This window comes from Glaesserella australis, assembly GCF_003260095.1.
Classification (GTDB): domain Bacteria; phylum Pseudomonadota; class Gammaproteobacteria; order Enterobacterales; family Pasteurellaceae; genus Glaesserella; species Glaesserella australis.
On the sequence record NZ_PTPX01000009.1, the window covers coordinates 1 to 20,100 of the forward strand.

At 41.0% G+C, this 20,100-nt stretch carries 16 protein-coding genes; 6 read left to right on the forward strand and 10 right to left on the reverse strand.

What is annotated here, in order from left to right:
• Positions 1-143 precede the first annotated feature (143 nt).
• The 3 genes from C5N92_RS04380 to accD all read right to left on the reverse strand — a co-directional run bounded on the left by C5N92_RS04380 (position 144) and on the right by accD (position 3,384).
• Complete coding sequence (locus tag C5N92_RS04380; RefSeq protein ID WP_111749647.1) at positions 144-1,028, reverse strand: FRG domain-containing protein; 885 nt, start codon at positions 1,026-1,028, stop codon at positions 144-146.
• A 143-nt stretch (positions 1,029-1,171) separates the two neighbouring features.
• The gene (folC, locus tag C5N92_RS04385; protein ID WP_111749648.1) at positions 1,172-2,473 is read right to left on the reverse strand and encodes a bifunctional tetrahydrofolate synthase/dihydrofolate synthase; all 1,302 of its coding nucleotides are present in this window, start codon (positions 2,471-2,473) and stop codon (positions 1,172-1,174) included.
• A complete protein-coding gene (gene accD / locus C5N92_RS04390; protein ID WP_111749649.1) occupies positions 2,473-3,384 on the reverse strand; it encodes an acetyl-CoA carboxylase, carboxyltransferase subunit beta in 912 nt (303 codons plus the stop codon). The genes folC and accD overlap by 1 nt, the downstream gene beginning before the upstream one ends.
• A 217-nt stretch (positions 3,385-3,601) precedes the next feature.
• Between accD and C5N92_RS04395 the strand changes: the two genes are divergently transcribed.
• Positions 3,602-4,792, forward strand: coding sequence for an amino acid aminotransferase (locus C5N92_RS04395; protein ID WP_181015872.1), 1,191 nt, complete (start codon positions 3,602-3,604; stop codon positions 4,790-4,792).
• Positions 4,793-4,896: 104 nt separating this feature from the next.
• On the opposite strand, the gene lpdA is transcribed toward C5N92_RS04395, so the two are convergent.
• The 3 genes from lpdA to aceE all read right to left on the reverse strand — a co-directional run bounded on the left by lpdA (position 4,897) and on the right by aceE (position 11,095).
• The gene (lpdA, locus tag C5N92_RS04400; RefSeq protein WP_111749651.1) at positions 4,897-6,321 is read right to left on the reverse strand and encodes a dihydrolipoyl dehydrogenase; all 1,425 of its coding nucleotides are present in this window, start codon (positions 6,319-6,321) and stop codon (positions 4,897-4,899) included.
• Between the two features lie 86 nt (positions 6,322-6,407).
• On the reverse strand, positions 6,408-8,309 hold the full coding sequence (aceF, locus tag C5N92_RS04405) for a pyruvate dehydrogenase complex dihydrolipoyllysine-residue acetyltransferase (RefSeq protein WP_111749652.1): 1,902 nt from the start codon (positions 8,307-8,309) through the stop codon (positions 6,408-6,410).
• 128 nt (positions 8,310-8,437) lie between these two features.
• Positions 8,438-11,095 (reverse strand): pyruvate dehydrogenase (acetyl-transferring), homodimeric type, encoded by a 2,658-nt coding sequence (aceE, locus tag C5N92_RS04410; RefSeq protein WP_111749653.1) that lies wholly within the window; start codon positions 11,093-11,095, stop codon positions 8,438-8,440.
• A 284-nt stretch (positions 11,096-11,379) separates the two neighbouring features.
• Here aceE and C5N92_RS11410 point away from each other — a divergent pair, with 284 nt between their 5' ends.
• The 4 genes from C5N92_RS11410 (at position 11,380) to purK (ending at position 14,173) form a co-directional block, all read left to right on the forward strand.
• On the forward strand, positions 11,380-11,508 hold the full coding sequence (locus C5N92_RS11410) for a hypothetical protein (RefSeq protein ID WP_281267738.1): 129 nt from the start codon (positions 11,380-11,382) through the stop codon (positions 11,506-11,508).
• The gene (purE, locus tag C5N92_RS04415; protein WP_111749654.1) at positions 11,478-11,972 is read left to right on the forward strand and encodes a 5-(carboxyamino)imidazole ribonucleotide mutase; all 495 of its coding nucleotides are present in this window, start codon (positions 11,478-11,480) and stop codon (positions 11,970-11,972) included. The genes C5N92_RS11410 and purE overlap by 31 nt, the downstream gene beginning before the upstream one ends.
• 3 nt (positions 11,973-11,975) lie before the next feature.
• A complete protein-coding gene (locus C5N92_RS04420) occupies positions 11,976-12,941 on the forward strand; it encodes an asparaginase (protein ID WP_111749655.1) in 966 nt (321 codons plus the stop codon).
• A 143-nt stretch (positions 12,942-13,084) separates the two neighbouring features.
• On the forward strand, positions 13,085-14,173 hold the full coding sequence (gene purK / locus C5N92_RS04425) for a 5-(carboxyamino)imidazole ribonucleotide synthase (protein WP_111749656.1): 1,089 nt from the start codon (positions 13,085-13,087) through the stop codon (positions 14,171-14,173).
• A 90-nt stretch (positions 14,174-14,263) separates the two neighbouring features.
• Here the strand turns inward: purK and nanA are convergent, their stop codons facing one another.
• From nanA to ppx, 4 genes are all read right to left on the reverse strand, one after another.
• Positions 14,264-15,145, reverse strand: coding sequence for an N-acetylneuraminate lyase (gene nanA / locus C5N92_RS04430; protein ID WP_111749657.1), 882 nt, complete (start codon positions 15,143-15,145; stop codon positions 14,264-14,266).
• 71 nt (positions 15,146-15,216) lie between these two features.
• On the reverse strand, positions 15,217-16,083 hold the full coding sequence (locus C5N92_RS04435; RefSeq protein WP_111749658.1) for a MurR/RpiR family transcriptional regulator: 867 nt from the start codon (positions 16,081-16,083) through the stop codon (positions 15,217-15,219).
• Position 16,084: 1 nt separating this feature from the next.
• A complete protein-coding gene (nanQ, locus tag C5N92_RS04440) occupies positions 16,085-16,555 on the reverse strand; it encodes an N-acetylneuraminate anomerase (RefSeq protein ID WP_111749659.1) in 471 nt (156 codons plus the stop codon).
• Positions 16,556-16,905: 350 nt separating this feature from the next.
• Complete coding sequence (gene ppx, locus C5N92_RS04445) at positions 16,906-18,411, reverse strand: exopolyphosphatase (protein WP_111749660.1); 1,506 nt, start codon at positions 18,409-18,411, stop codon at positions 16,906-16,908.
• Between the two features lie 208 nt (positions 18,412-18,619).
• Here ppx and asnS point away from each other — a divergent pair, with 208 nt between their 5' ends.
• Entirely contained in the window at positions 18,620-20,023 is a 1,404-nt protein-coding gene (gene asnS / locus C5N92_RS04450; RefSeq protein ID WP_111749661.1) for an asparagine--tRNA ligase, read from the forward strand.
• The last annotated feature ends 77 nt before the right edge of the window (positions 20,024-20,100 follow it).

A 20,100-nucleotide genomic window follows, 5' to 3' on the forward strand; every position in this document is an offset into this window, starting at 1 on the left:
AAAAATAAACATTAGCAACAATTTTGTCCACATGGCATAGTTTTTGACGGTTCAGCAACAATTTTGTCTACTATGCCAATAAATATATGTACCGTATGTACGGAGAACTAATTATTGCAATGTTATCATCATTATCAATGATGTTAGCAATCTACGCCATATTGCTCTTTTGTCATTTGATTGCAATATTTGGCTGCCCCAATGAGATCAGGAAATAATGTACCATTATGAATGTTCATATTTCTCAAATCATTCAAACAATTACTCCTACTTTTAGCAGAACTTTTTATATAGATCTTGCAAATAAAACCTGCTATATCCATAGGTTGAATAATTCCATTTTTTCTCAATGTGTCAATTAAACTATCTTCTAATGTTGTGCATGGTGGAGCAATAGTAAACATACCTGATTGATTTGTTAATCTTCCGAAAGGATCTACCTTAGGCTCAAAAAATAGCTCTTCTGAAAATTCAGGAAGTTCTCTACTAATTCGTCCTTTATTCAACGCATATATAACTCTATAGTCTTCATTATCAACTTTATTCTCGAATGCAAAAAATAAAGCTACATAGGGAGAATATGACCAATCTAATAATGGTGTAGCTAATCCGTAATGTTGTCCTATTGCCCAAAGCCCATTTTCATCAAGAGTCAATAGTGTATTGTCTTTTAGAGTTCTTCTACACTCTTTTTTAAATCTATTAAAATGATCTTCTCTTAACTCTAACGACTTAGAGCCAATTCTTTCTAATGTAGATGTAAGACTCCAATTATGATCTTTATGCCCTCTAAATACCCAATCAGAATCAATGCTGTTAAAATGATCTGTATATAGTAAACATCTCAAATTATCGTAGTATTTTATTTTTACTGAAGGTACATATGAGCTAATATTAAACGTAATATTATTTGCTTTGCTCTTTTTTACACATTCAACTGTAGATAGTTCATCACTAAAATCTTCTTGAAAAAGATCGTCCCAGAAATCTAACTCTTCAGGAATTGACTTTTTACACATAAAATTCATAAATATTCTCCCAACAGTCTCGACAATAATAAATTTCTTAAGCTTGCCAAAGTTTTATTTTGATTTTCAGTACAAAGTATTTCTTTGCCATAAGTACCAAAAATAAGGACCTATATTTTTCTAGGGATATCCCATGCGACGCCCTACTGCTCTATCCAAATCACAAAATCTGCAACAGTATGGAAAGAACCAAATACGAGAATAATATCTTGTTCCGTTGCCTTTTTAAACAGAAATCCGCTTGCTAATGCGACATTCTCATAAGCAATGGCGTTTACTTCAGGCAATGTTGCCAGCAGTTTTGTTTTGACTTCGTCGCCGCTTTGTCCACGATATCCTTGTAATCCTGCACAGTGCCATTCGTCAATCAGATGTGCCAACGGCTCAACAATGCCCGATAAATCCTTATCTACCAATGCACTAAACACGGCGTAGATTTTTCGGTTTGGTTGAACAAGTTCAGCTAAACGATCTGCCAAATAGCGAGCGGCGTGCGGATTATGCCCCACATCAATAATCACCTGTGCAAGCGGTGGGTTTTGCGAAAATATTGCAAAATCTTCTGCCGTTAATCGCTGAAAACGCCCGACCATTTGCGCTTGTTCAACGGCTTCAGTAATGATGTCATCACTTAACTCAAAGGGTAATTGCGTTAAAACAGCTAAGGCTGTAGCACAGTTTGGCTGTGGAATTTTTGGCAACGGTACAGACAGCGATTTATCTTTTGATTGCCAATACAAGCGGTCAGTTTCTATAAAAAACTTCCAATCAATATCTCGTCTAAAAACGTGACATTGCAACTCTTTTGCATAATCTAAAATCGACTGTGGGCAATCAGGCTCGCCAATCACTACAGGGATATTTTTACGGAAAATCCCCGCTTTTTCTCGCCCAATCGCTTCTCGGTTATCCCCTAAAAATTCAACGTGATCAATATCAATGGAGGTAATCACCGCTAAATCAGGATCGACAATGTTGGTCGCATCTAAACGTCCACCTAAACCGACTTCCAAAATCGCCACATCAACTTTCGCCTTACGGAACAGATCTAAGGCTGCCAAAGTGCCAAATTCAAAATAGGTGAGCGATTGGGATTTGTGCTGTTCGATATAATCAAAAGTTGCAATTAAATCGGCATTTCCGACCGCTTGTCCTTGAATACGAACCCGTTCGTTGTAGTGAATTAAATGGGGGGAAGAATAAACGCCAACTTTTAAGCCTGCTTTCAACAGAGCTGTTTCAATTAATTTGCAAGTTGAACCCTTGCCGTTTGTGCCAGCAACGGTAATCACATAAGGGGCAGGCTTGCGTAAACCTAACTCGTCAGCAACGCAACGAATACGCTCCAATCCCATATCAATCGGCTTGAAATGGCTTTTTTCTAAATAGGAAAGCCACGTTTCCAATGAATCCGTGGCTTTAGGTGAAACTAATGTCTTATTCATTATGCTTCTTCTTTGGTTTCTTCAATCTCTTCAACTAATTCGCCTGTTTTAAATGGCGTTGGTTGATGAGTCATTTTAGCGAGTAAACGAGCAAGAGTATCACGCATCTCTTTGCGGTGTACGATCATATCAATCGCCCCTTTCTCCATTAAAAACTCACTGCGTTGGAAGCCTTCAGGCAATTTTTCACGTACGGTTTGCTCAATGACACGAGGACCTGCAAAACCGATTAACGCTTTTGGCTCAGCAATGTTAATGTCGCCCAACATCGCCAAACTTGCAGAAACACCGCCTAAAGTTGGATCGGTCAAGACCGAAATAAACGGCACGCCTTTCTCTTTCATTTTCGCTAAAACAGCACTGGTTTTCGCCATTTGCATTAACGAGAACAAGGCTTCTTGCATACGAGCGCCACCAGAGGCAGAGAAACAGATAAACGGAATGTTTTCGCTCAAGGCTTTTTCTGCAGCACGCACAAATTTTGCCCCAACCACAGAACCCATTGAGCCGCCCATAAACTCAAAGTTAAAAGAAGCAACGACTACAGGCATATCAAATAATTTGCCGTACATCACGATAAAAGAATCTTTTTCGCCTGTCTGTTTTTGTGCTGCCGTCAAACGATCTTTATATTTTTTCAGATCTTTAAACTTCAACACATCTTGTGGCTCAAGCTCTGCTGCTAATTCTTCTGCTGTATCTGCATCTAACAGTGAAAGTAAACGAGTACGAGCGTCGATACGCATATGGTGGTCACACTTCGGACAAACCTTCATATTACGTTTTAGTTCTTCGCTATAAAGCACCTGTTCACAGCTTGTACATTTTGTCCAAACGCCTTCAGGAATTTTTGATTTGCCATTTGACGATGATGAAGACGTTCTTCCTAAAATTTTTTCAATCCAGCTCATTATTACACCTTAATTGTGTTGAGAAAATTGGGCGTATTAAAGCACAAAATCAAGAAAAATTCTATATTGAAAGGTTCAACCTGTTAAGCAAATGTAAGAGAACCGAAGATTTACAAATTATTTGCCATAAATATCCGCTTGCTACTTGCCAAAAAGTCTAATTCACCGTATAAATTCACCTGTTTTGCAAACACAACTTACAGAGGAAACTATGTCAATGTTTAATCATATTCAAGCAGCCCCAGCGGATCCGATTTTAGGTTTAGGCGAAGCATTTAAAGCAGAAACTCGCCCTGAAAAAATTAATTTAGGGATCGGGGTGTATAAAGATGCTAAAGGGCAAACACCTATTGTTAAAGCGGTGAAAGAGGCGGAAACTCGCCTGCTTGCTAAAGAGAATACCAAAAACTATTTAACCATTGATGGTATTGCCGATTTTAATGCACAAACGCAAGAGCTATTATTTGGTGCAGGAGCGGAAGTGATTACATCAGGACGTGCAAAAACTGCTCAAAGTCTTGGTGGTACAGGGGCATTACGCATTGCAGCAGAATTTGTAAAACGTCAAACTAATGCTCAAAACGTGTGGATTTCTACACCAACATGGCCAAACCACAATGCAATTTTCAATGCCGTTGGTATGAATATCAAAGAATATCGCTACTACAACAAAGAGACCAAAGCGTTAGATTGGGATAACTTAATTGCCGATTTAAGCCAGGCAGGTAAAGGTGATGTGGTGCTTCTTCACGGTTGCTGCCATAACCCAACGGGTATCGACCCAACTCCAGAACAGTGGCAAACCTTAGCCAATATGTCGGCGGAAAAAGGCTGGTTACCATTATTTGACTTTGCTTATCAAGGCTTTGCAAATGGCTTAGATGAAGATGCGTTCGGTTTACGCACTTTCGTGAAAAATCACCGTGAAGTGTTAGTTGCAAGCTCTTATTCGAAAAACTTCGGCTTATATAATGAGCGTGTCGGTGCATTCACTTTAGTGGCAGACAACGCAGAAGTGGCGAACAATGCCTTTAGTCAAGTGAAATCGATCATTCGTGTACTCTACTCTAACCCATCTTCACACGGTGCAAGTGCGGTTGCGACAGTGTTAGCTGATCCACAATTAAAAGCGAACTGGATTGAAGAATTAGCGGAAATGCGTAATCGTATCAAAGAGATGCGTGCAAAATTTGTTGGGTTACTCAAAGCGAAAGGCGCAACCCAAAACTTTGATTTCATCATCGCTCAAAACGGTATGTTCTCATTCAGTGGTTTAAGTCCTGAACAAGTGGATCGTTTACGTGATGAATTTGCAATTTATGCGGTGCGTTCAGGTCGTATCAATGTGGCAGGTATTACGGAAGATAATATCGACGCATTGTGTGAAGCAATTGTAAAAGTACTTTAATCCTATTGAAATAGCGGTTAAATTTGCAATAAATTGTTCAAATCTAACCGCTTGTAAGGTACAAAAAAACCTCTCATTAGAGAGGTTTTTTCATTCAGAAGAAATTATTTTTTCTTCGCTTTTGCATTTGGAAGGTCGGTAATAGAACCTTCAAATACTTCTGCTGCTAAACCAACAGACTCATGTAAAGTTGGGTGCGCGTGAATAGTTAAAGCGATATCTTCAGCATCACAACCCATTTCGATTGCCAAGCCAATTTCACCTAATAATTCACCGCCGTTGGTCCCGACAATCGCACCACCTAATAAACGGTGTGTGTCTTTATCGAAGATTAATTTGGTCATACCGTCTGCACATTCAGATGCAATCGCACGACCTGACGCTGCCCACGGGAATTTCGCTACTTCGTAGTTCAACCCTTCTTGTTTACACTCTTTCTCGGTTTTACCTACCCACGCTACTTCTGGCTCAGTGTAAGCGATTGATGGGATTACTTTTGGATCGAAGTAATGTTTTTGTCCTGCAATCACTTCTGCCGCAACGTGTCCTTCGTGTACGCCTTTGTGTGCTAACATTGGTTGACCAACGATGTCGCCGATCGCAAAAATATGTGGCACGTTGGTACGCATCTGTTTGTCCACAGCGATAAAACCACGCTCGTCCACGTTTACGCCTGCTTTTCCTGCGTCTAACAATTTGCCGTTTGGTACACGTCCAATCGCCACTAATACCGCATCATAACGTTTAGTGTCATTACACGCTTTACCTTCCATTGAAACATAAATACCATCATCTTTCGCATCAACTGCGGTTACTTTGGTTTCAAGCATCAATTTAAATTTTTTCTCAATGCGTTTGGTGAAGATCGCAACCACGTCTTTATCTGCCGCTGGGATCACTTGGTCGAACATTTCAACCACTTCGACTTCTGAACCTAACGCTTGATATACCGTACCCATTTCCAAACCGATAATACCGCCGCCCATAATCAACAGTTTTTTCGGAATTTCTTTTAATTTAAGGGCATCTGTTGAATCCCAAATACGTGGGTCGTGGTGTGGGATAAATGGTAATTGAATTGGGCGAGAACCTGCTGCAATAATTGCATTATCAAACTTGATGGTTGTTGGGTGTCCATCACGGTCACGAGCAACGAGTGTATGCGGATCAGCAAAAGTCGCTTGACCTTCAACAACAGTGACTTTACGGGCTTTCGCCATTCCAGCCAAACCGCCTGTTAATTTTGCAACAACCGCTTCTTTCCCTGCACGCACTTTGTCTAAGTCAATAGTCGGTTCACCAAAGGTAATACCGTTATGCTCTGCGTGTTTTGCTTCTTCAATGATTTTTGCCACGTGAAGTAATGCTTTAGACGGGATACAACCAACGTTTAAGCAAACACCACCTAAGGTTGAATAACGTTCAACTAAAACCGTCTCTAAACCTAAATCGGCACAACGGAACGCCGCAGAGTAACCTGCAGGGCCTGCACCGAGTACCACTACTTGTGTTTTAATTTCTTGGCTCATAAATTTTTTTCCTCTACTTGTAGGGACACACTGCGTGTGTCCCTACAATGAATTTGCCCCTACTTTTTTAGCAAAGGGGGGATTTCTTACATTACTAAACGACGAATATCCGCCAACACGCCATTGATATAGCTTAAGAAGCGAGCACCATCAGCACCATCAATCACACGGTGGTCGAACGATAATGATAATGGGAGCATTAAGCGTGGCTCGAACTCTTTGCCGTTCCATTGTGGCATCATTTCAGATTTTGATACGCCTAAAATCGCCACTTCTGGTGCGTTCACAATTGGGGTGAAGTGCGTTGTACCAATACCGCCTAAGCTTGAAATGGTGAAACATCCACCTTGCATATCTGCTGCGGTGAGTTTGCCATCACGGGCTTTCTTAGACACTTCCATCAATTCACGTGAAAGCTCAACAATACCTTTTTTGTTCACATTTTTGAACACAGGTACAACTAAGCCGTTTGGTGTATCCACCGCCACGCCGATGTTGATGTATTTTTTGAGTGTCAGTTTTTGACCATCTTCAGAGATAGAGCTATTGAAACGTGGGAAGGCTTCTAATGCTTTTGCCACCGCTTTCATAATGAACACAACAGGCGTAATCTTCACATCTAGTTTTTGTTTTTCTGCCAGTTTATTTTGCTCTTTACGGAAGTTTTCTAAATCTGTGATGTCGGTGCGATCGAAGTGAGTAACGTGTGGAATCATCACCCAGTTACGATGTAAGTTCGCCCCTGAAATTTTGTTGATACGGCTTAATTCAACTTCTTCGATTTCACCGAATTTACTGAAGTCTACTTTCGGCCACGGTAATAAGCCTAATCCTGCACCGTTCGCTACGCCATTGCCTGCTGCTGCTGGAGCTTTGCCTGCTTTCACATCTTCGAAGACCTGAACCGCAGTTTTCACGTAAGCTTGAATATCTTCTTTAACGATACGACCTTTACGACCAGTACCTTTCACGCGATCTAAGTTAACACCAAATTCACGAGCTAAACGGCGAATCACTGGGGTTGCGTGTGCGTAACCTGCACTTGCCACCACTTGTTCTTGGCTTAAGCCTGACACATTCCCGTTTTGTGCTGGTGCAGCTGCAACAGGTGCAGGAGCTGCCGCTTGTGGAGCTGGGGCAGAAACTGCTGGTGCTGCACCTGCCACTTCAAATTTCATAATTAGAGAGCCAGTTGAAACTTTATCGCCTACTTTAACTAAAATTTCTTTCACCACCCCTGCGATTGGTGCTGGTACTTCCATAGACGCTTTGTCGCCTTCAACGTTGATAATAGATTGATCTACCGAAACGCTGTCGCCTACTTTCACCATGATTTCAGTCACGTTGACTTCATCGCCGCCGATATCTGGCACATTCACATCTTTAATTGCAGATCCTACCGCTTGTGGTGCTGGCGCTGCTTCGGCAACAGGCGCTGGAGCAGCTGCAGGTGCTGCACCCGCAACTTCAAAGCGCATCACTAATTTACCTGTTGAGACTTTATCGCCTACATTGATTAAGATTTCTTTTACAACCCCTGCAACTGGTGCTGGCACTTCCATAGACGCTTTGTCGCCTTCAACATTGATGATAGACTGATCTACTGCAACGGTATCACCGACTTTCACCATAATTTCAGTCACGTTTACTTCGTCGCCACCAATATCAGGCACGTTGACGTCTACCACTGCGCTTGCTGTTGGGGCAGCTACTGGTGCTGCTTCAACTGGAGCGGCTTGTGGTGCAGGTGCTGCACCAGCTGCTTCTAATACAAGCATTGGTGAACCTGTGGTAACTTTATCGCCCACTTTGACTAATACTTCTTTTACTACGCCTGCTTCTGGTGCTGGCACTTCCATAGAAGCCTTGTCGCCCTCTACGTTAATAATTGATTGATCTACGGCAATGGTATCGCCCACTTTGACCATCACTTCAGTTACGGTAACTTCATCACCACCGATATCTGGAACTTGAATTTGTTTTGACATTTTTGTAATCCTTCTTGTAAACGGACAGGGATAAACCCTGTCCCTACAAATTACGTTTTAAATTTCGTAGGGGTGGGGTTTATCCCCACCCGATTTTGTAAAATTTTATGAAAATCTTACCGCTTGTATTAAGCGTATAACGGATTAATACGATCCACATTTAAACCGAATTTCGCAATAGCATCTGCGACGACTTTTCTGTCGATAGTACCTTCGTTTGCTAATTGGGTTAATGCAGCAACCACAACATAACGCTCATCTACTTCAAAGTGTTCACGTAAGTTTGCACGGCTGTCTGAACGACCGAAACCGTCTGTACCTAACACTTGATAATTTTTGCTTGGTACGAATGCACGAATTTGATCTGCATAGACTTTCATGTAGTCCGTTGATGCAACGGTTGGTAAATCTTTTAATACTTGCGCAACATAAGGAACACGTGGTGTTTCTGTTGGGTGTAAGAAGTTCCAACGTGTAACATCGTTACCTTCACGGGCTAATTCGTTGAATGATGGTGCAGAGAATACATCTGCAGTGACGCCATATTCATTTGCAAGGATTTGTGCTGCTTCACGTACATGACGCATAATTGCACCCGAGCTTAATAATTGAACGTGACCTTTACCTTTACCTTCAACCGTTTCAAATTTATAGAGACCTTTACGAATACCCTCTTCTGCCCCTGCTGGCATTGCTGGTTGTTCAGTAATTTCGTTTAAGGTGGTGAGATAGTAGAACACATCTTCTTGTTTTTCACCGTACATACGGTTGATACCATCTTGTACGATAACCGCCACTTCAAAGGCAAATGCTGGATCGTAAGTGATACAGTTCGGGATAACACCTGCTTGAATATGGCTGTGACCATCTTCGTGTTGTAAACCTTCACCATTTAAGGTTGTACGACCTGATGTACCACCAATCATGAAACCACGAGCTAATTGGTCACCTGCTAACCACATCATGTCACCAACACGTTGGAAACCGAACATTGAGTAGTAAATGAAGAATGGGATCATCGGTTGGTTGTTCACCGAGTATGAAGTCGCTGCCGCTACCCAAGATGCTGTTGCACCTAATTCGTTGATACCTTCTTGTAACACTTGACCGTCTGTTGCTTCACGGTAGTAAGCCACTAAATCACGATCTGACGGAACGTAGTTTTGACCGTGTGGGTTGTAAATACCGATTTGACGGAATAAGCCTTCCATACCAAAAGTACGCGCTTCGTCAGCAATGATTGGCACAATCGTTTGACCAATATTTTTATCTTTTAATAAAATATTTAACACACGAGAGAATGCCATTGTGGTTGAAATGCCACGTGGTTGAGCATCTAATAATGCTTGGAACTCTTCTAATGCTGGTACTTTGTACTCAACGCTAAATTTCGGTTTACGCGCTGGCAAATAGCCATTTAATTCTTTACGGCGACCGTGTAAGTAGTTGTACTCTTCTGAACCTTCAGGGAAAGTGACATACTCTAAGTTTTCTACTTGTTCATCTGTTAATGGTAAGTGGAAGTAGTCACGGAAGCCTTTTAAGCTCTCAAGAGACATTTTTTTAGATTGGTGAGCCGTGTTTTTACTTTCCGCTTCAGGAATTTTATAACCTTTAACTTGGTGAGCTAAAATTACCACAGGTTTGTTAGAACGTTTTGCACGCTCAAATGCCGCATACATTTTTTCAGAATCGTGTGCACCACGACGTAAGTGCCAGATCTCATCGTCAGTCATATCTGCAACTAATGCCGCAGTTTCAGGGAAACGGCCGAAGAAGTGTTCACGCACATAAGCACCATTTTTTGATTTAAATGTTAAGTAGTCGCCATCAACCACTTCCATCATTAATTGGGCTAATTTACCTGAAGTATCTTTCGCGAATAATTTATCCCAGTTGCTACCCCATAATACTTTGATAACTTCCCAACCGGCGCCTGTGAATAAACCTTCTAGTTCTTGAACAATTTTACCGTTACCATTTACTGGACCGTCTAAACGTTGAAGGTTACAGCTCACCACGAAAATTAAGTTATCTAATTTTTCACGACCTGCAACCGTTAATGCACCTTTAGACTCGATTTCATCCATCTCGCCATCACCTAAGAATGCGTAAACAGTTTGACCTGACGTATCTTTAATGCCACGGTTTTGTAAGTATTTTAAGAAACGTGCTTGATAGATCGCATTCACTGGACCTAAACCCATTGAAACGGTTGAGAACTGCCAGTATTCAGGCATTAGTTTCGGGTGTGGGTAAGAAGATAAACCATCTGCAAAAGCTTCTTGACGGAAGTTATCTAACTGCTCTGCCGTTAAACGACCTTCTAAGAAAGAACGCGCATAGATACCTGGCGCTGCGTGACCTTGTGAAAAGACTAAGTCGCCACCGTCTTTATCTGTTGCTGCTTTGAAGAAATGGTTAAAGCAAACTTCATACATGGTTGCAGCAGATTGGAATGTTGAAATGTGACCGCCGAGATCCAAATCTTTCTTCTGGCTACGTAACACCATTGCAATCGCATTCCAACGTACTGCAGAACGAATACGACGTTCAATCTCTTTATTACCTGGGTAAACTGGCTGTTCAGAAACAGGAATGGTGTTGACATAATCTGTCGTCACACCTGATGGAAGGCTTACGCCTTGGGTACGAGCGTGTTGCATCACTTGTTGAATAATAAATTGTGCACGCTCAGCACCTTCTTCTTTAACAAGAGAATTTACTGAGTCTAACCATTCTTGTGTTTCGAATGGATCTACGTCATGGGCTAACATTTCTGACATAGTCTTTTCCTTTTATTGTTTAGTGAAAAATACATTACAAAATCGTTACAATTTTGCTAACCGATGAAACTTTAACCAAAGAAACAGACTTTTATTTTGTTCTAGATCAATAAAAGCCCGATCGACCCATCTATTTTTACATATAGATGGATTGCAGGTAAGTATCTATCGTCTTGATTTTCAACGACTTTTTTATAATTATCAAAAATTGTTGAAAATTTGTAGACAAATTTGACTCAAAGATAGCAAAAACCGCCCTTTTTGTCTATTTATCAAAATCCAAAATGTTATCTACATCACAGATTATTTCTTTAGGCAAACGTTTGCGTTTTATGATACACTTCACACCGCTTGTTATTCATACATCACAAAAAGGAACAAAATGCCAACGAACATCGAAATCGCCATTGTAATGGGTTCAAAAAGCGACTGGGCAACAATGTCAGAAGCTGCCCAAATTCTCGACCAATTTGCTATTCCTTACCACCTTGAAGTTGTCTCCGCTCACCGCACGCCAGACAAGCTATTTGAATTTGCCGAGACGGCAGAACAAAAAGGCTACAAAGTGATTATTGCTGGGGCTGGCGGTGCGGCACATTTGCCCGGTATGATTGCGGCGAAAACTATTGTGCCAGTGTTGGGTGTACCTGTTAAAAGCTCAATGTTAAGCGGTGTTGATAGTCTCTACTCAATTGTGCAAATGCCAAAAGGTATTCCAGTTGGTACGTTGGCGATTGGGCCTGCGGGTGCAGCCAATGCAGGCTTACTTGCGGCACAAATTTTAGGTGCATTTAACCCTGAAATTGCTCTAAAATTACGGACTTTTCGCAATGAACAGACCCAATCTGTGTTAGATAATCCCGATCCAAGAATGTAATCAATGAGCAAGAAACTATTAATTCTCCACACAGGTGGCACGATTTCGATGAGCGAAGGGAAAGACGGTAAAGTCTCCCCTTCTGACAAAAATCCGTTATTAAGTGCTTTAGAAAAACTCAACCACCCTGCACAGCTTTACCAAGAAGCCTTATTACACGTTCCGTCACCACATATCACGCTGGCACATTGGCAGATCTTAAAAGATCGCATTGAACAAGCGGTAATTAATGAACAATTTGACGGCATCGTGATTACACACGGCACGGATACGCTAGAAGAAACTGCCTATTTCCTTGATTTAGCCTTGAACGTGAACGTACCTGTGGCGATCACAGGGGCAATGCGTTCCAGTAACGAATTGGGTTCTGACGGTTTGATCAACTTGCAAAGTGCCATTTTGGTAGCATTAAGCGATGAAAGCCAAAATAAAGGCGTGTTAGTGGTGATGAATGATGAAATCCACAACGCTAAATTCGTCACCAAAACCCACACCACCAATGTTGCTACATTCCAAACGCCAACCTTTGGTCCTTGTGGCTTAGTCACGAAAAACCGTGCAATTTATTTCCAACATCTCACCGCTTACGAACGCTTCCCGATTAAGCAGTTGGAAAAATCGAACATTCAACTGATTAAAGCCTATGCGGGAATGGATAGCTTTTTGCTTGAACAGCTTGCCCAAAGTCGTTGTGACGGTGTGGTGATTGAGGCATTGGGGGCAGGCAACTTACCACCGTCTTGTCTAGCGGGTGTTTCTGCCTTATTAAATGCAAATATCCCTGTGGTGCTGGTTTCCCGCGCCTTTAACGGTATTACGCAAGACGTTTACGACTATCTCGGCGGCGGTAAACAGCTTAAACAGCAAGGTGTGATTTTCACTCAAGGCTTGAGTGGACAAAAAGCACGGATTAAGTTGATGGTGTTGTTAAATCATACGTTGGAAAGACCGCTGACGGAGTATTTTTAAACGCTTTTAATTGTAGGGACACACTGCGTGTGTCCGTCTCATCTCAAATTGACATAAATATAAAATTTAGCGGACACACGCAGTGTGTCCCTACAAGTGAATACAAAATTTAACGGAAACATTCGACCCCATAAGGAACCCCTATGCAAAAAAGCTCTCTCTATCCCCCAATCTACGTTCTTGGTAACGGGCAACTTGGCAGAATGTTACGTTACGCTGGTATGCCGTTAGATATTGATGTTCAACCACTGGCGTTTGACGATCCTGTTTTTGAAATTGCTGAAAACAGCTTAATTACCGCCGAAATCGAACGTTGGACGCAAACGCCTTTAACTAGCCTACTGAGCAATCATCAAAACTTCGTTAATCTTTCCGTTTTTGGACAACTTGCCGACCGCTTTACCCAAAAATCATTACTCGATAAGCTCAATCTAGCTACTTCTACTTGGCAACTGTTGCAGTCTCCTGAACAGTGGCAATCGCTTTTTGAAAGCATTGGCGAAAAAGTGGTGGTGAAACGCCGTACGGGTGGTTATGACGGACGTGGACAGTGGATTGTCACCAAAGAGACGATAGACCAAATCACGCCTGACCTGTTTGGTGATGTGATTGCAGAAAAATTTATCCCCTTTGATACGGAAGTGTCATTAGTCGGAGCAAGGTTCCGCAACGGCGAAACCCGTTTTTACCCCGTGACCCATAATTTGCAACAAAATGGCATTTTGCGTTACAGTGTTGCGGATATCACACTACCATATCAACAAATATTCCAACAACAAGCAGAAAAAATGCTCTCAGCGATTATGCACGAACTGAATTATGTCGGTGTAATGGCAATGGAATGTTTTGTGGTTGGCGATAAGCTGTTGATTAACGAACTCGCCCCCCGTGTGCATAACAGCGGACACTGGACGCAACTCGGCTGCTCCATTAGTCAATTTGAGTTACATCTGCGTGCATTGCTTGACTTACCTACCCCCGAACTTAAGCCTATCGCCCCAAGCGTCATGGTGAATTTAATTGGGATCGAACATCATAATGAATGGCTAGAAATTCCGTTTAGTCAGTTGCATTGGTATGGCAAAGAAGTCCGTGCGGGCAGAAAATTAGGGCATTTAAATATATGCCATACGGATAAAGCTGTGATTGTGGATAGCTTGCTGGAGCTTAAGCCTTATTTGACGGAAGATTTTTACTCGGGGTTGGATTGGGTAGTGGCTAAATTGGCGTAATACAAGCGGTGAGTTCTGCTTAAAATATTACAAAATTGAAAGTAAAAGGCTGTTGAAATCTATTCAACAGCCTTTATCCATCCTTTGAAATTAAGAAAGATACTTCGCTTTCAAGGTTTTGACTACGGCTTTTTGCTCTGCGTTGAGTTCTTTGGTCATTGGTTCACGGCAGTAACCTGCTTGAACACCTTCTTCTTCCAACAAGCCTTTGATAGTTTGATATAAGCCGTTGCCTAAAATGCCTTCAATTAAATCGTTGGTCACATTTTGGATTTCAAGAGCTTCTTTCACTTTGCCTTGTTGTGCTAATTCAAAGATTTGACGAGCACGGATGCCGTTGACGTTAAAGGTACTGCCGATCGCACCATCTACGCCCAAAACTGTAGCAGGTAACATCATTTCATCAAAACCTGCGTAAATTAAGTGGTTCGGGAATGCTTTGCGTAAACGCTCTAATAGATAGAAATCGCCTGCAGTGAATTTCACGCCGATGATTTTTTCATTTTGGAACAACTCTGCAAATTGTGAAACGCCAATATTTACCCCTGTTAAGAATGGGATTGAATAAACGATCATTTTGTTGCCTGTTTCACGAATAATAGTTTCGTAGAAGTTTTTGATTTCGGCAAAGCTGAATTTGTAGTAGAACGGAGTGACTGCTGATAAGCTGTCATAGCCTAATTCGGTTGCATATTTGCCAAGTTCAACCGCTTCTTTTAAGTTTACGCTACCGACTTGAGCGATTAACGCAATTTCATCTTTTGCTTCATCTTTAGCAATACGGAAGATCTCTTTTTTCTCTTCGGTGGAAAGCATAAAGTTTTCACCCGTTGAACCGCCGACATATAAACCGTCCACTTTCATCTTGTCGATGTTGTGGCGGATAATTTGGCGTAAGCCTTTTTCGTTGATTGTGCCGTCAGCATTAAAAGAGACTAATAATGCACTGAAGATACCTTTTAAATTTTTCATTGTATTATCCTTTAGTAAGTAAATAAAAATGAGATGATTTACAAAAAATAGGCAAAACTGACCGCTTGTGACTACTTAATTCGCTGTTCTAAAATCACATTCAGTGTTTTTTGTTTTTGCTGAATGGCTTTCTCTGGTTCCGCTTTGACTAGTAAGGCATAAATCAAGTCTAACACAAAGAGCTGAGTCATTTTTGTACCAATAGAATCCCCTTGCATATGCCCTTGTCGATTACCATTGATCAATACATAGTTTGCAACTTCAGTAATCGGAGAGCGCAAATTATGTGTAATAGCAACAGTAACTGCGCCATTATCCTTTGCAATACGCAATGCTTTTGTGGTTTCTTCTGAATACCCCGAATGGCTAATCCCAATCACGACATCGCCTTTTCGAAGTAATGCGGCTTGCATATACATAAAGTGATTATTTGTCACTGCTGCAGTTTGTAAGCCAATTCGCATGAATTTATGTTGAGCGTCTTCAGCAGTTAATCCAGAAGATCCCACCCCAAATAAGAATATTCGATGAGCTTGTCTTAATTCCATAACGACCTTTTCAAGCTCTTCATAGCTAAGTAAATTAACTGTTTCAGCAATCACATTACTTAATGTATTTTGAAGTTTAATGGCTATTTCTTTTGGTGTGTCGGTTTCGGCAACATCCGTATCCAGTAATGTACTGCTCTCTTTTTCTTGGGTTGCTAGTTCAATCGCTAAATCCAGTTTAAAATCAGTATAGCCTTTAAATCCTAATGTTCGACAAAAGCGAATAAAGGTTGCTTCACCAACATCAAGCTGTGTTGCGACTTCAGAAAGTGAACATTGATTAAGTAAATCAGGCTGAGACAAAATAGCGTTTGCAATTTTCTTTTCTGTTTTGGTTAAGCTATTTTGTAACGCGCCAATCGTATCAAGAATTTTGCCTCTTGTTGACATATTAGTCTCCTAGCATCTCTACTGGAACTTTAACAACTAGCTTTTTCAATAATTTATTTTCATTAACTGTATTACCCGGTGTATGTGGTTCATAAGGTAAGAAAATAGCAAACATATTTGGTTTTAAGATCACCACATTTTTATGTTCAAGTGTTGGCGTAAGCTGGTAATCATCGTCATCACGATATTCATCATATAGTGCTAAATTTGGATAAGCCAAGCTGTATTCAATTGCTTCCTCACCTGAAATTAAGAGTTGGATATCGATAAATTTTCGATGTAACTCGGCTTTCTTCCCATCTGATGGACTCGTCTCAAATTCCATCACATTCATTCGAATGCCTTCTTCTAAGTCTTGCCATCCTAAAGGAAGATTAAGTAAATCAAGTGATTTTAACTTTGTGCATAATCTAGCGAAGACTGGGGGAAGAGATTTGATGTAATCATCTCGAGATAAATCACCTAGTAACATAGATACCTCCAAAATGTTTCACTACACTTCAAATGAGCAAGCTACTCCATAAAAAAACAGATAAAAGAAAATATACTCCATAGAGTACGCCTTTCTATAGGCAATAACAAGACAAAAAATAAAAAAATGAGAAGTAGATCAAACTTTTCCCTATTCGATAAGGCTTACCCCCTAAAAACACTCCGAAAAAACATCAATTTCAATCAAGGGGATTTTTAATTTGCCAAGTGACATTTTATTTATAGACAAATCTCGTCAGTCTATAAATATAAAAAACCCGATGATTTTCATCGGGATTTAGTTGATTGACTTACAAGCGGTCACTTTGAGCAAAAAATTGGCAAATTTATCTATTTAAGGATTAAACCTAATGTTAAAGCCTGCAATGTTTTTTGCTCTTCTTCTAAATCTGCCTGAATTAACGGGTTTTGGGTTAAAAATTGTGGTTCAAAACTTAATGTCCAATCTAATCCATCAATATCTAATACAAGCTGTTGTGGAATATTTGTCGCTTGGCGTGAACGATTAAGCAGTACTGCTAAACGGAATAAACGTAATAGCGTTAAAATATCTCGATGCTGAAAACGGTTTGAACTTTTAATATCATAGCGTTTAAATCCTTTTAAATGAAAACGCATTAACGTGGCTAAGAGATTTTGCTGTTCTGTATCAAACCCTGGCAAGTCACGATTGGCAATAATATAAGCAGAATGACGATGTACGCCATTATGATTAATGGAAATCCCCACTTCATGCAATAAACTTGCCCACTGCAAAATTGCTCTCAATTCGCCGACTTGGCGTTTATTTTTCCAATGAGAAACTTGATCAAACAAGCGTAGCGCGGTAGTTTTTACTCGTTCTGCTTGTGCTTGATCGATATTAAATTGCTCTGCCAACGCTTCCGCTGTCCGCTGACGAATATCGCCGACTTGGAATGCTAATTCAGATCCGTATAAGATCCCTTCACGTAATGCGCCATCCGAATAACGCATAGATTGAATATGAAAGGTACGGAATAATGCGAGCAAAATGGCTAACCCCGGTACTAGCACATCAGCTCGTTCTTCAATGAGTCCTTTTAGCTGAATATCATTGAGTGAATCAAAGGCAAGACAACGTTCAATGATGGTTTGTAAGCGGCTTTCAGTAATCAAGCCATCTCGATAGCCATTAGCACTTAAGACTTTACTGACAGTTTTAATCGTACCCGATGAGCCTAAAACATGCTGCCAACCTAAATCTCGGTATTCCCAAGCTAAGTCATCAATTTTTTCCATTGCGGTTTGATAAGCTTGATCAAATCGTTCGGCATTAAGTTCTCCCTGAGGAAAGAAACGCTTAGCAAAACTCACACAACCCATGTGGCGACTTTCTGCTCGAATCGGTGTAAAACCATCGCCAATCGTCATTTCCGTTGAACCACCGCCAATATCCACCACAAATTTTCGCCCTTTTTCCGCTTGTGTATGGCTTACACCTGAATAAATTAAGCGGGCTTCTTCCTGACCTGTAATAATTTCAATCGGAAAAGGAAAAACGAGTTTTGCTTGTTCAAGGAAATCTTGATTATTGATCGCTCTACGCAAAGTATAAGTCCCGACCACTTTCACATTCTCAGGTGCAAAACCTTGCAATCGTTTTGCAAATAATGCCAAACATGCCACACCACGATCGATCGCTTGCTGATTTAAATGGCGATTTTCATCTAACCCTTCGGCTAAACGCACACGACGTTTAATGCGAGATAAAACTTGAATCGAGCCATTCACAATTCGAGCCACAATCATATGAAAGCTATTTGAGCCTAAATCAATGGCGGCAAATTCACGAGGTGGTGGGTTATCCGAGAACATGATGAAATCCTTGAAAAGAGTGTCTAACACTCGGATTTTAGCACTTTTTCATTAAAAAAGTGGAATGGATTGTACGAAATTCACAATATTCTAAGAATAACCGCATGATGATCTTAAAATTTCCTTATATTTACTGCATTTTTCGAGTAAAATGCGAAAGTTTTTTTCCCAAAATTCAAAGATTTTAACTAAATTGATTGAGGTTTATATGTCAACATTTCCTACAATTTCAGAAATTCTTTCTGGCAAAGTTGCCGTAGGCGAAGAAGTTTCTGTGCGTGGTTGGGTTCGTACCCGCCGCGACTCTAAAGCAGGTTTATCATTTCTAGCCGTGTACGACGGTTCTTGTTTTGACCCAATCCAAGCGATCATTAATAACGATATTGCAAACTACGAAAATGAAGTATTACGTTTAACCGCAGGCTGTTCTGTGATTGTTACTGGTGTGATTGTTGAGTCACCGGCTGAAGGACAAGCGGTCGAATTACAAGCAAAAAATGTAGAAGTAGTAGGTTGGGTTGAAGATCCTGATACTTACCCAATGGCAGCAAAACGCCACTCTATTGAGTATTTGCGTGAAGTAGCCCACTTGCGTCCACGTACAAACTTAATCGGTGCGGTCGCTCGTGTTCGTCACTGTTTAGCACAGGCGATCCACCGTTTCTTCCACGAGCAAGGTTTCTACTGGGTTGCAACACCGTTAATTACTGCGTCTGACACTGAAGGTGCAGGCGAAATGTTCCGCGTTTCTACACTTGATTTAGAAAACTTACCACGTGGCGAAGATGGCAAAGTGGATTTCAGCCAAGATTTCTTCGGCAAAGAGTCATTCTTAACCGTATCAGGTCAGTTAAATGGTGAAACTTACGCTTGTGCATTAAGCAAAGTTTATACCTTCGGCCCGACTTTCCGTGCGGAAAACTCAAATACCACACGTCACTTAGCGGAATTCTGGATGGTGGAGCCTGAATTTGCTTTCGCAACTTTAGCTGATAATGCAAAATTAGCGGAAGATATGCTTAAATATGTGTTCCGTGCCGTACTTACAGAACGCAAAGACGACTTAAAATTCTTTGAAAAACACGTAGATAACAGCGTAATCAGCCGTTTAGAGAACTTTATCAACTCAGATTTCGCACAAATCGACTATACCGATGCGATTGACGTGTTACTCAAATCAGGCAAAAACTTCGAGTTCCCTGTAGAATGGGGTATCGACCTTTCATCTGAACACGAACGTTTCTTAGCGGAAGAGTATTTTAAATCACCAGTAGTAGTGAAAAACTATCCGAAAGATATTAAAGCTTTCTATATGCGTTTAAACGACGACGGCAAAACCGTTGCGGCAATGGACGTGTTAGCTCCGGGAATCGGTGAGATTATCGGTGGTTCACAACGTGAAGAGCGTTTAGAAGTATTAGATAAACGTATGGTTGAAATGGGTTTAAACCCAGAAGATTACTGGTGGTATCGTGATTTACGCCGTTATGGTACTGTACCACACTCTGGCTTCGGCTTAGGTTTTGAGCGTTTAATCGTGTATGTAACAGGCTTGCAAAACATTCGTGAAGTAATCCCGTTCCCACGTGCACCACGCAATGCGAATTTCTAATTCTTTATAAAATCAATAGATAAAAAGGCGAGCTATATGCTCGCCTTTTGTTGTTACAAGCGGTTAGTTTTGACCAC

Coding starts and splice junctions, on each gene's coding strand:
- asnS (WP_111749661.1), top strand. CDS start 18,620: ATGTCAACATTTCCTACAATTTCAGAAATTCTTTCTGGCAAAGTTGCC.
- accD (WP_111749649.1), bottom strand. CDS start 3,384: ATGAGCTGGATTGAAAAAATTTTAGGAAGAACGTCTTCATCATCGTCA.
- C5N92_RS11410 (WP_281267738.1), top strand. CDS start 11,380: ATGTTATCTACATCACAGATTATTTCTTTAGGCAAACGTTTGCGTTTT.
- lpdA (WP_111749651.1), bottom strand. CDS start 6,321: ATGAGCCAAGAAATTAAAACACAAGTAGTGGTACTCGGTGCAGGCCCT.
- C5N92_RS04380 (WP_111749647.1), bottom strand. CDS start 1,028: ATGAATTTTATGTGTAAAAAGTCAATTCCTGAAGAGTTAGATTTCTGG.
- nanA (WP_111749657.1), bottom strand. CDS start 15,145: ATGAAAAATTTAAAAGGTATCTTCAGTGCATTATTAGTCTCTTTTAAT.
- ppx (WP_111749660.1), bottom strand. CDS start 18,411: ATGTTCTCGGATAACCCACCACCTCGTGAATTTGCCGCCATTGATTTA.
- aceF (WP_111749652.1), bottom strand. CDS start 8,309: ATGTCAAAACAAATTCAAGTTCCAGATATCGGTGGTGATGAAGTTACC.
- C5N92_RS04435 (WP_111749658.1), bottom strand. CDS start 16,083: ATGTCAACAAGAGGCAAAATTCTTGATACGATTGGCGCGTTACAAAAT.
- nanQ (WP_111749659.1), bottom strand. CDS start 16,555: ATGTTACTAGGTGATTTATCTCGAGATGATTACATCAAATCTCTTCCC.
- C5N92_RS04395 (WP_181015872.1), top strand. CDS start 3,602: ATGTTTAATCATATTCAAGCAGCCCCAGCGGATCCGATTTTAGGTTTA.
- aceE (WP_111749653.1), bottom strand. CDS start 11,095: ATGTCAGAAATGTTAGCCCATGACGTAGATCCATTCGAAACACAAGAA.
- C5N92_RS04420 (WP_111749655.1), top strand. CDS start 11,976: ATGAGCAAGAAACTATTAATTCTCCACACAGGTGGCACGATTTCGATG.
- purK (WP_111749656.1), top strand. CDS start 13,085: ATGCAAAAAAGCTCTCTCTATCCCCCAATCTACGTTCTTGGTAACGGG.
- purE (WP_111749654.1), top strand. CDS start 11,478: ATGCCAACGAACATCGAAATCGCCATTGTAATGGGTTCAAAAAGCGAC.
- folC (WP_111749648.1), bottom strand. CDS start 2,473: ATGAATAAGACATTAGTTTCACCTAAAGCCACGGATTCATTGGAAACG.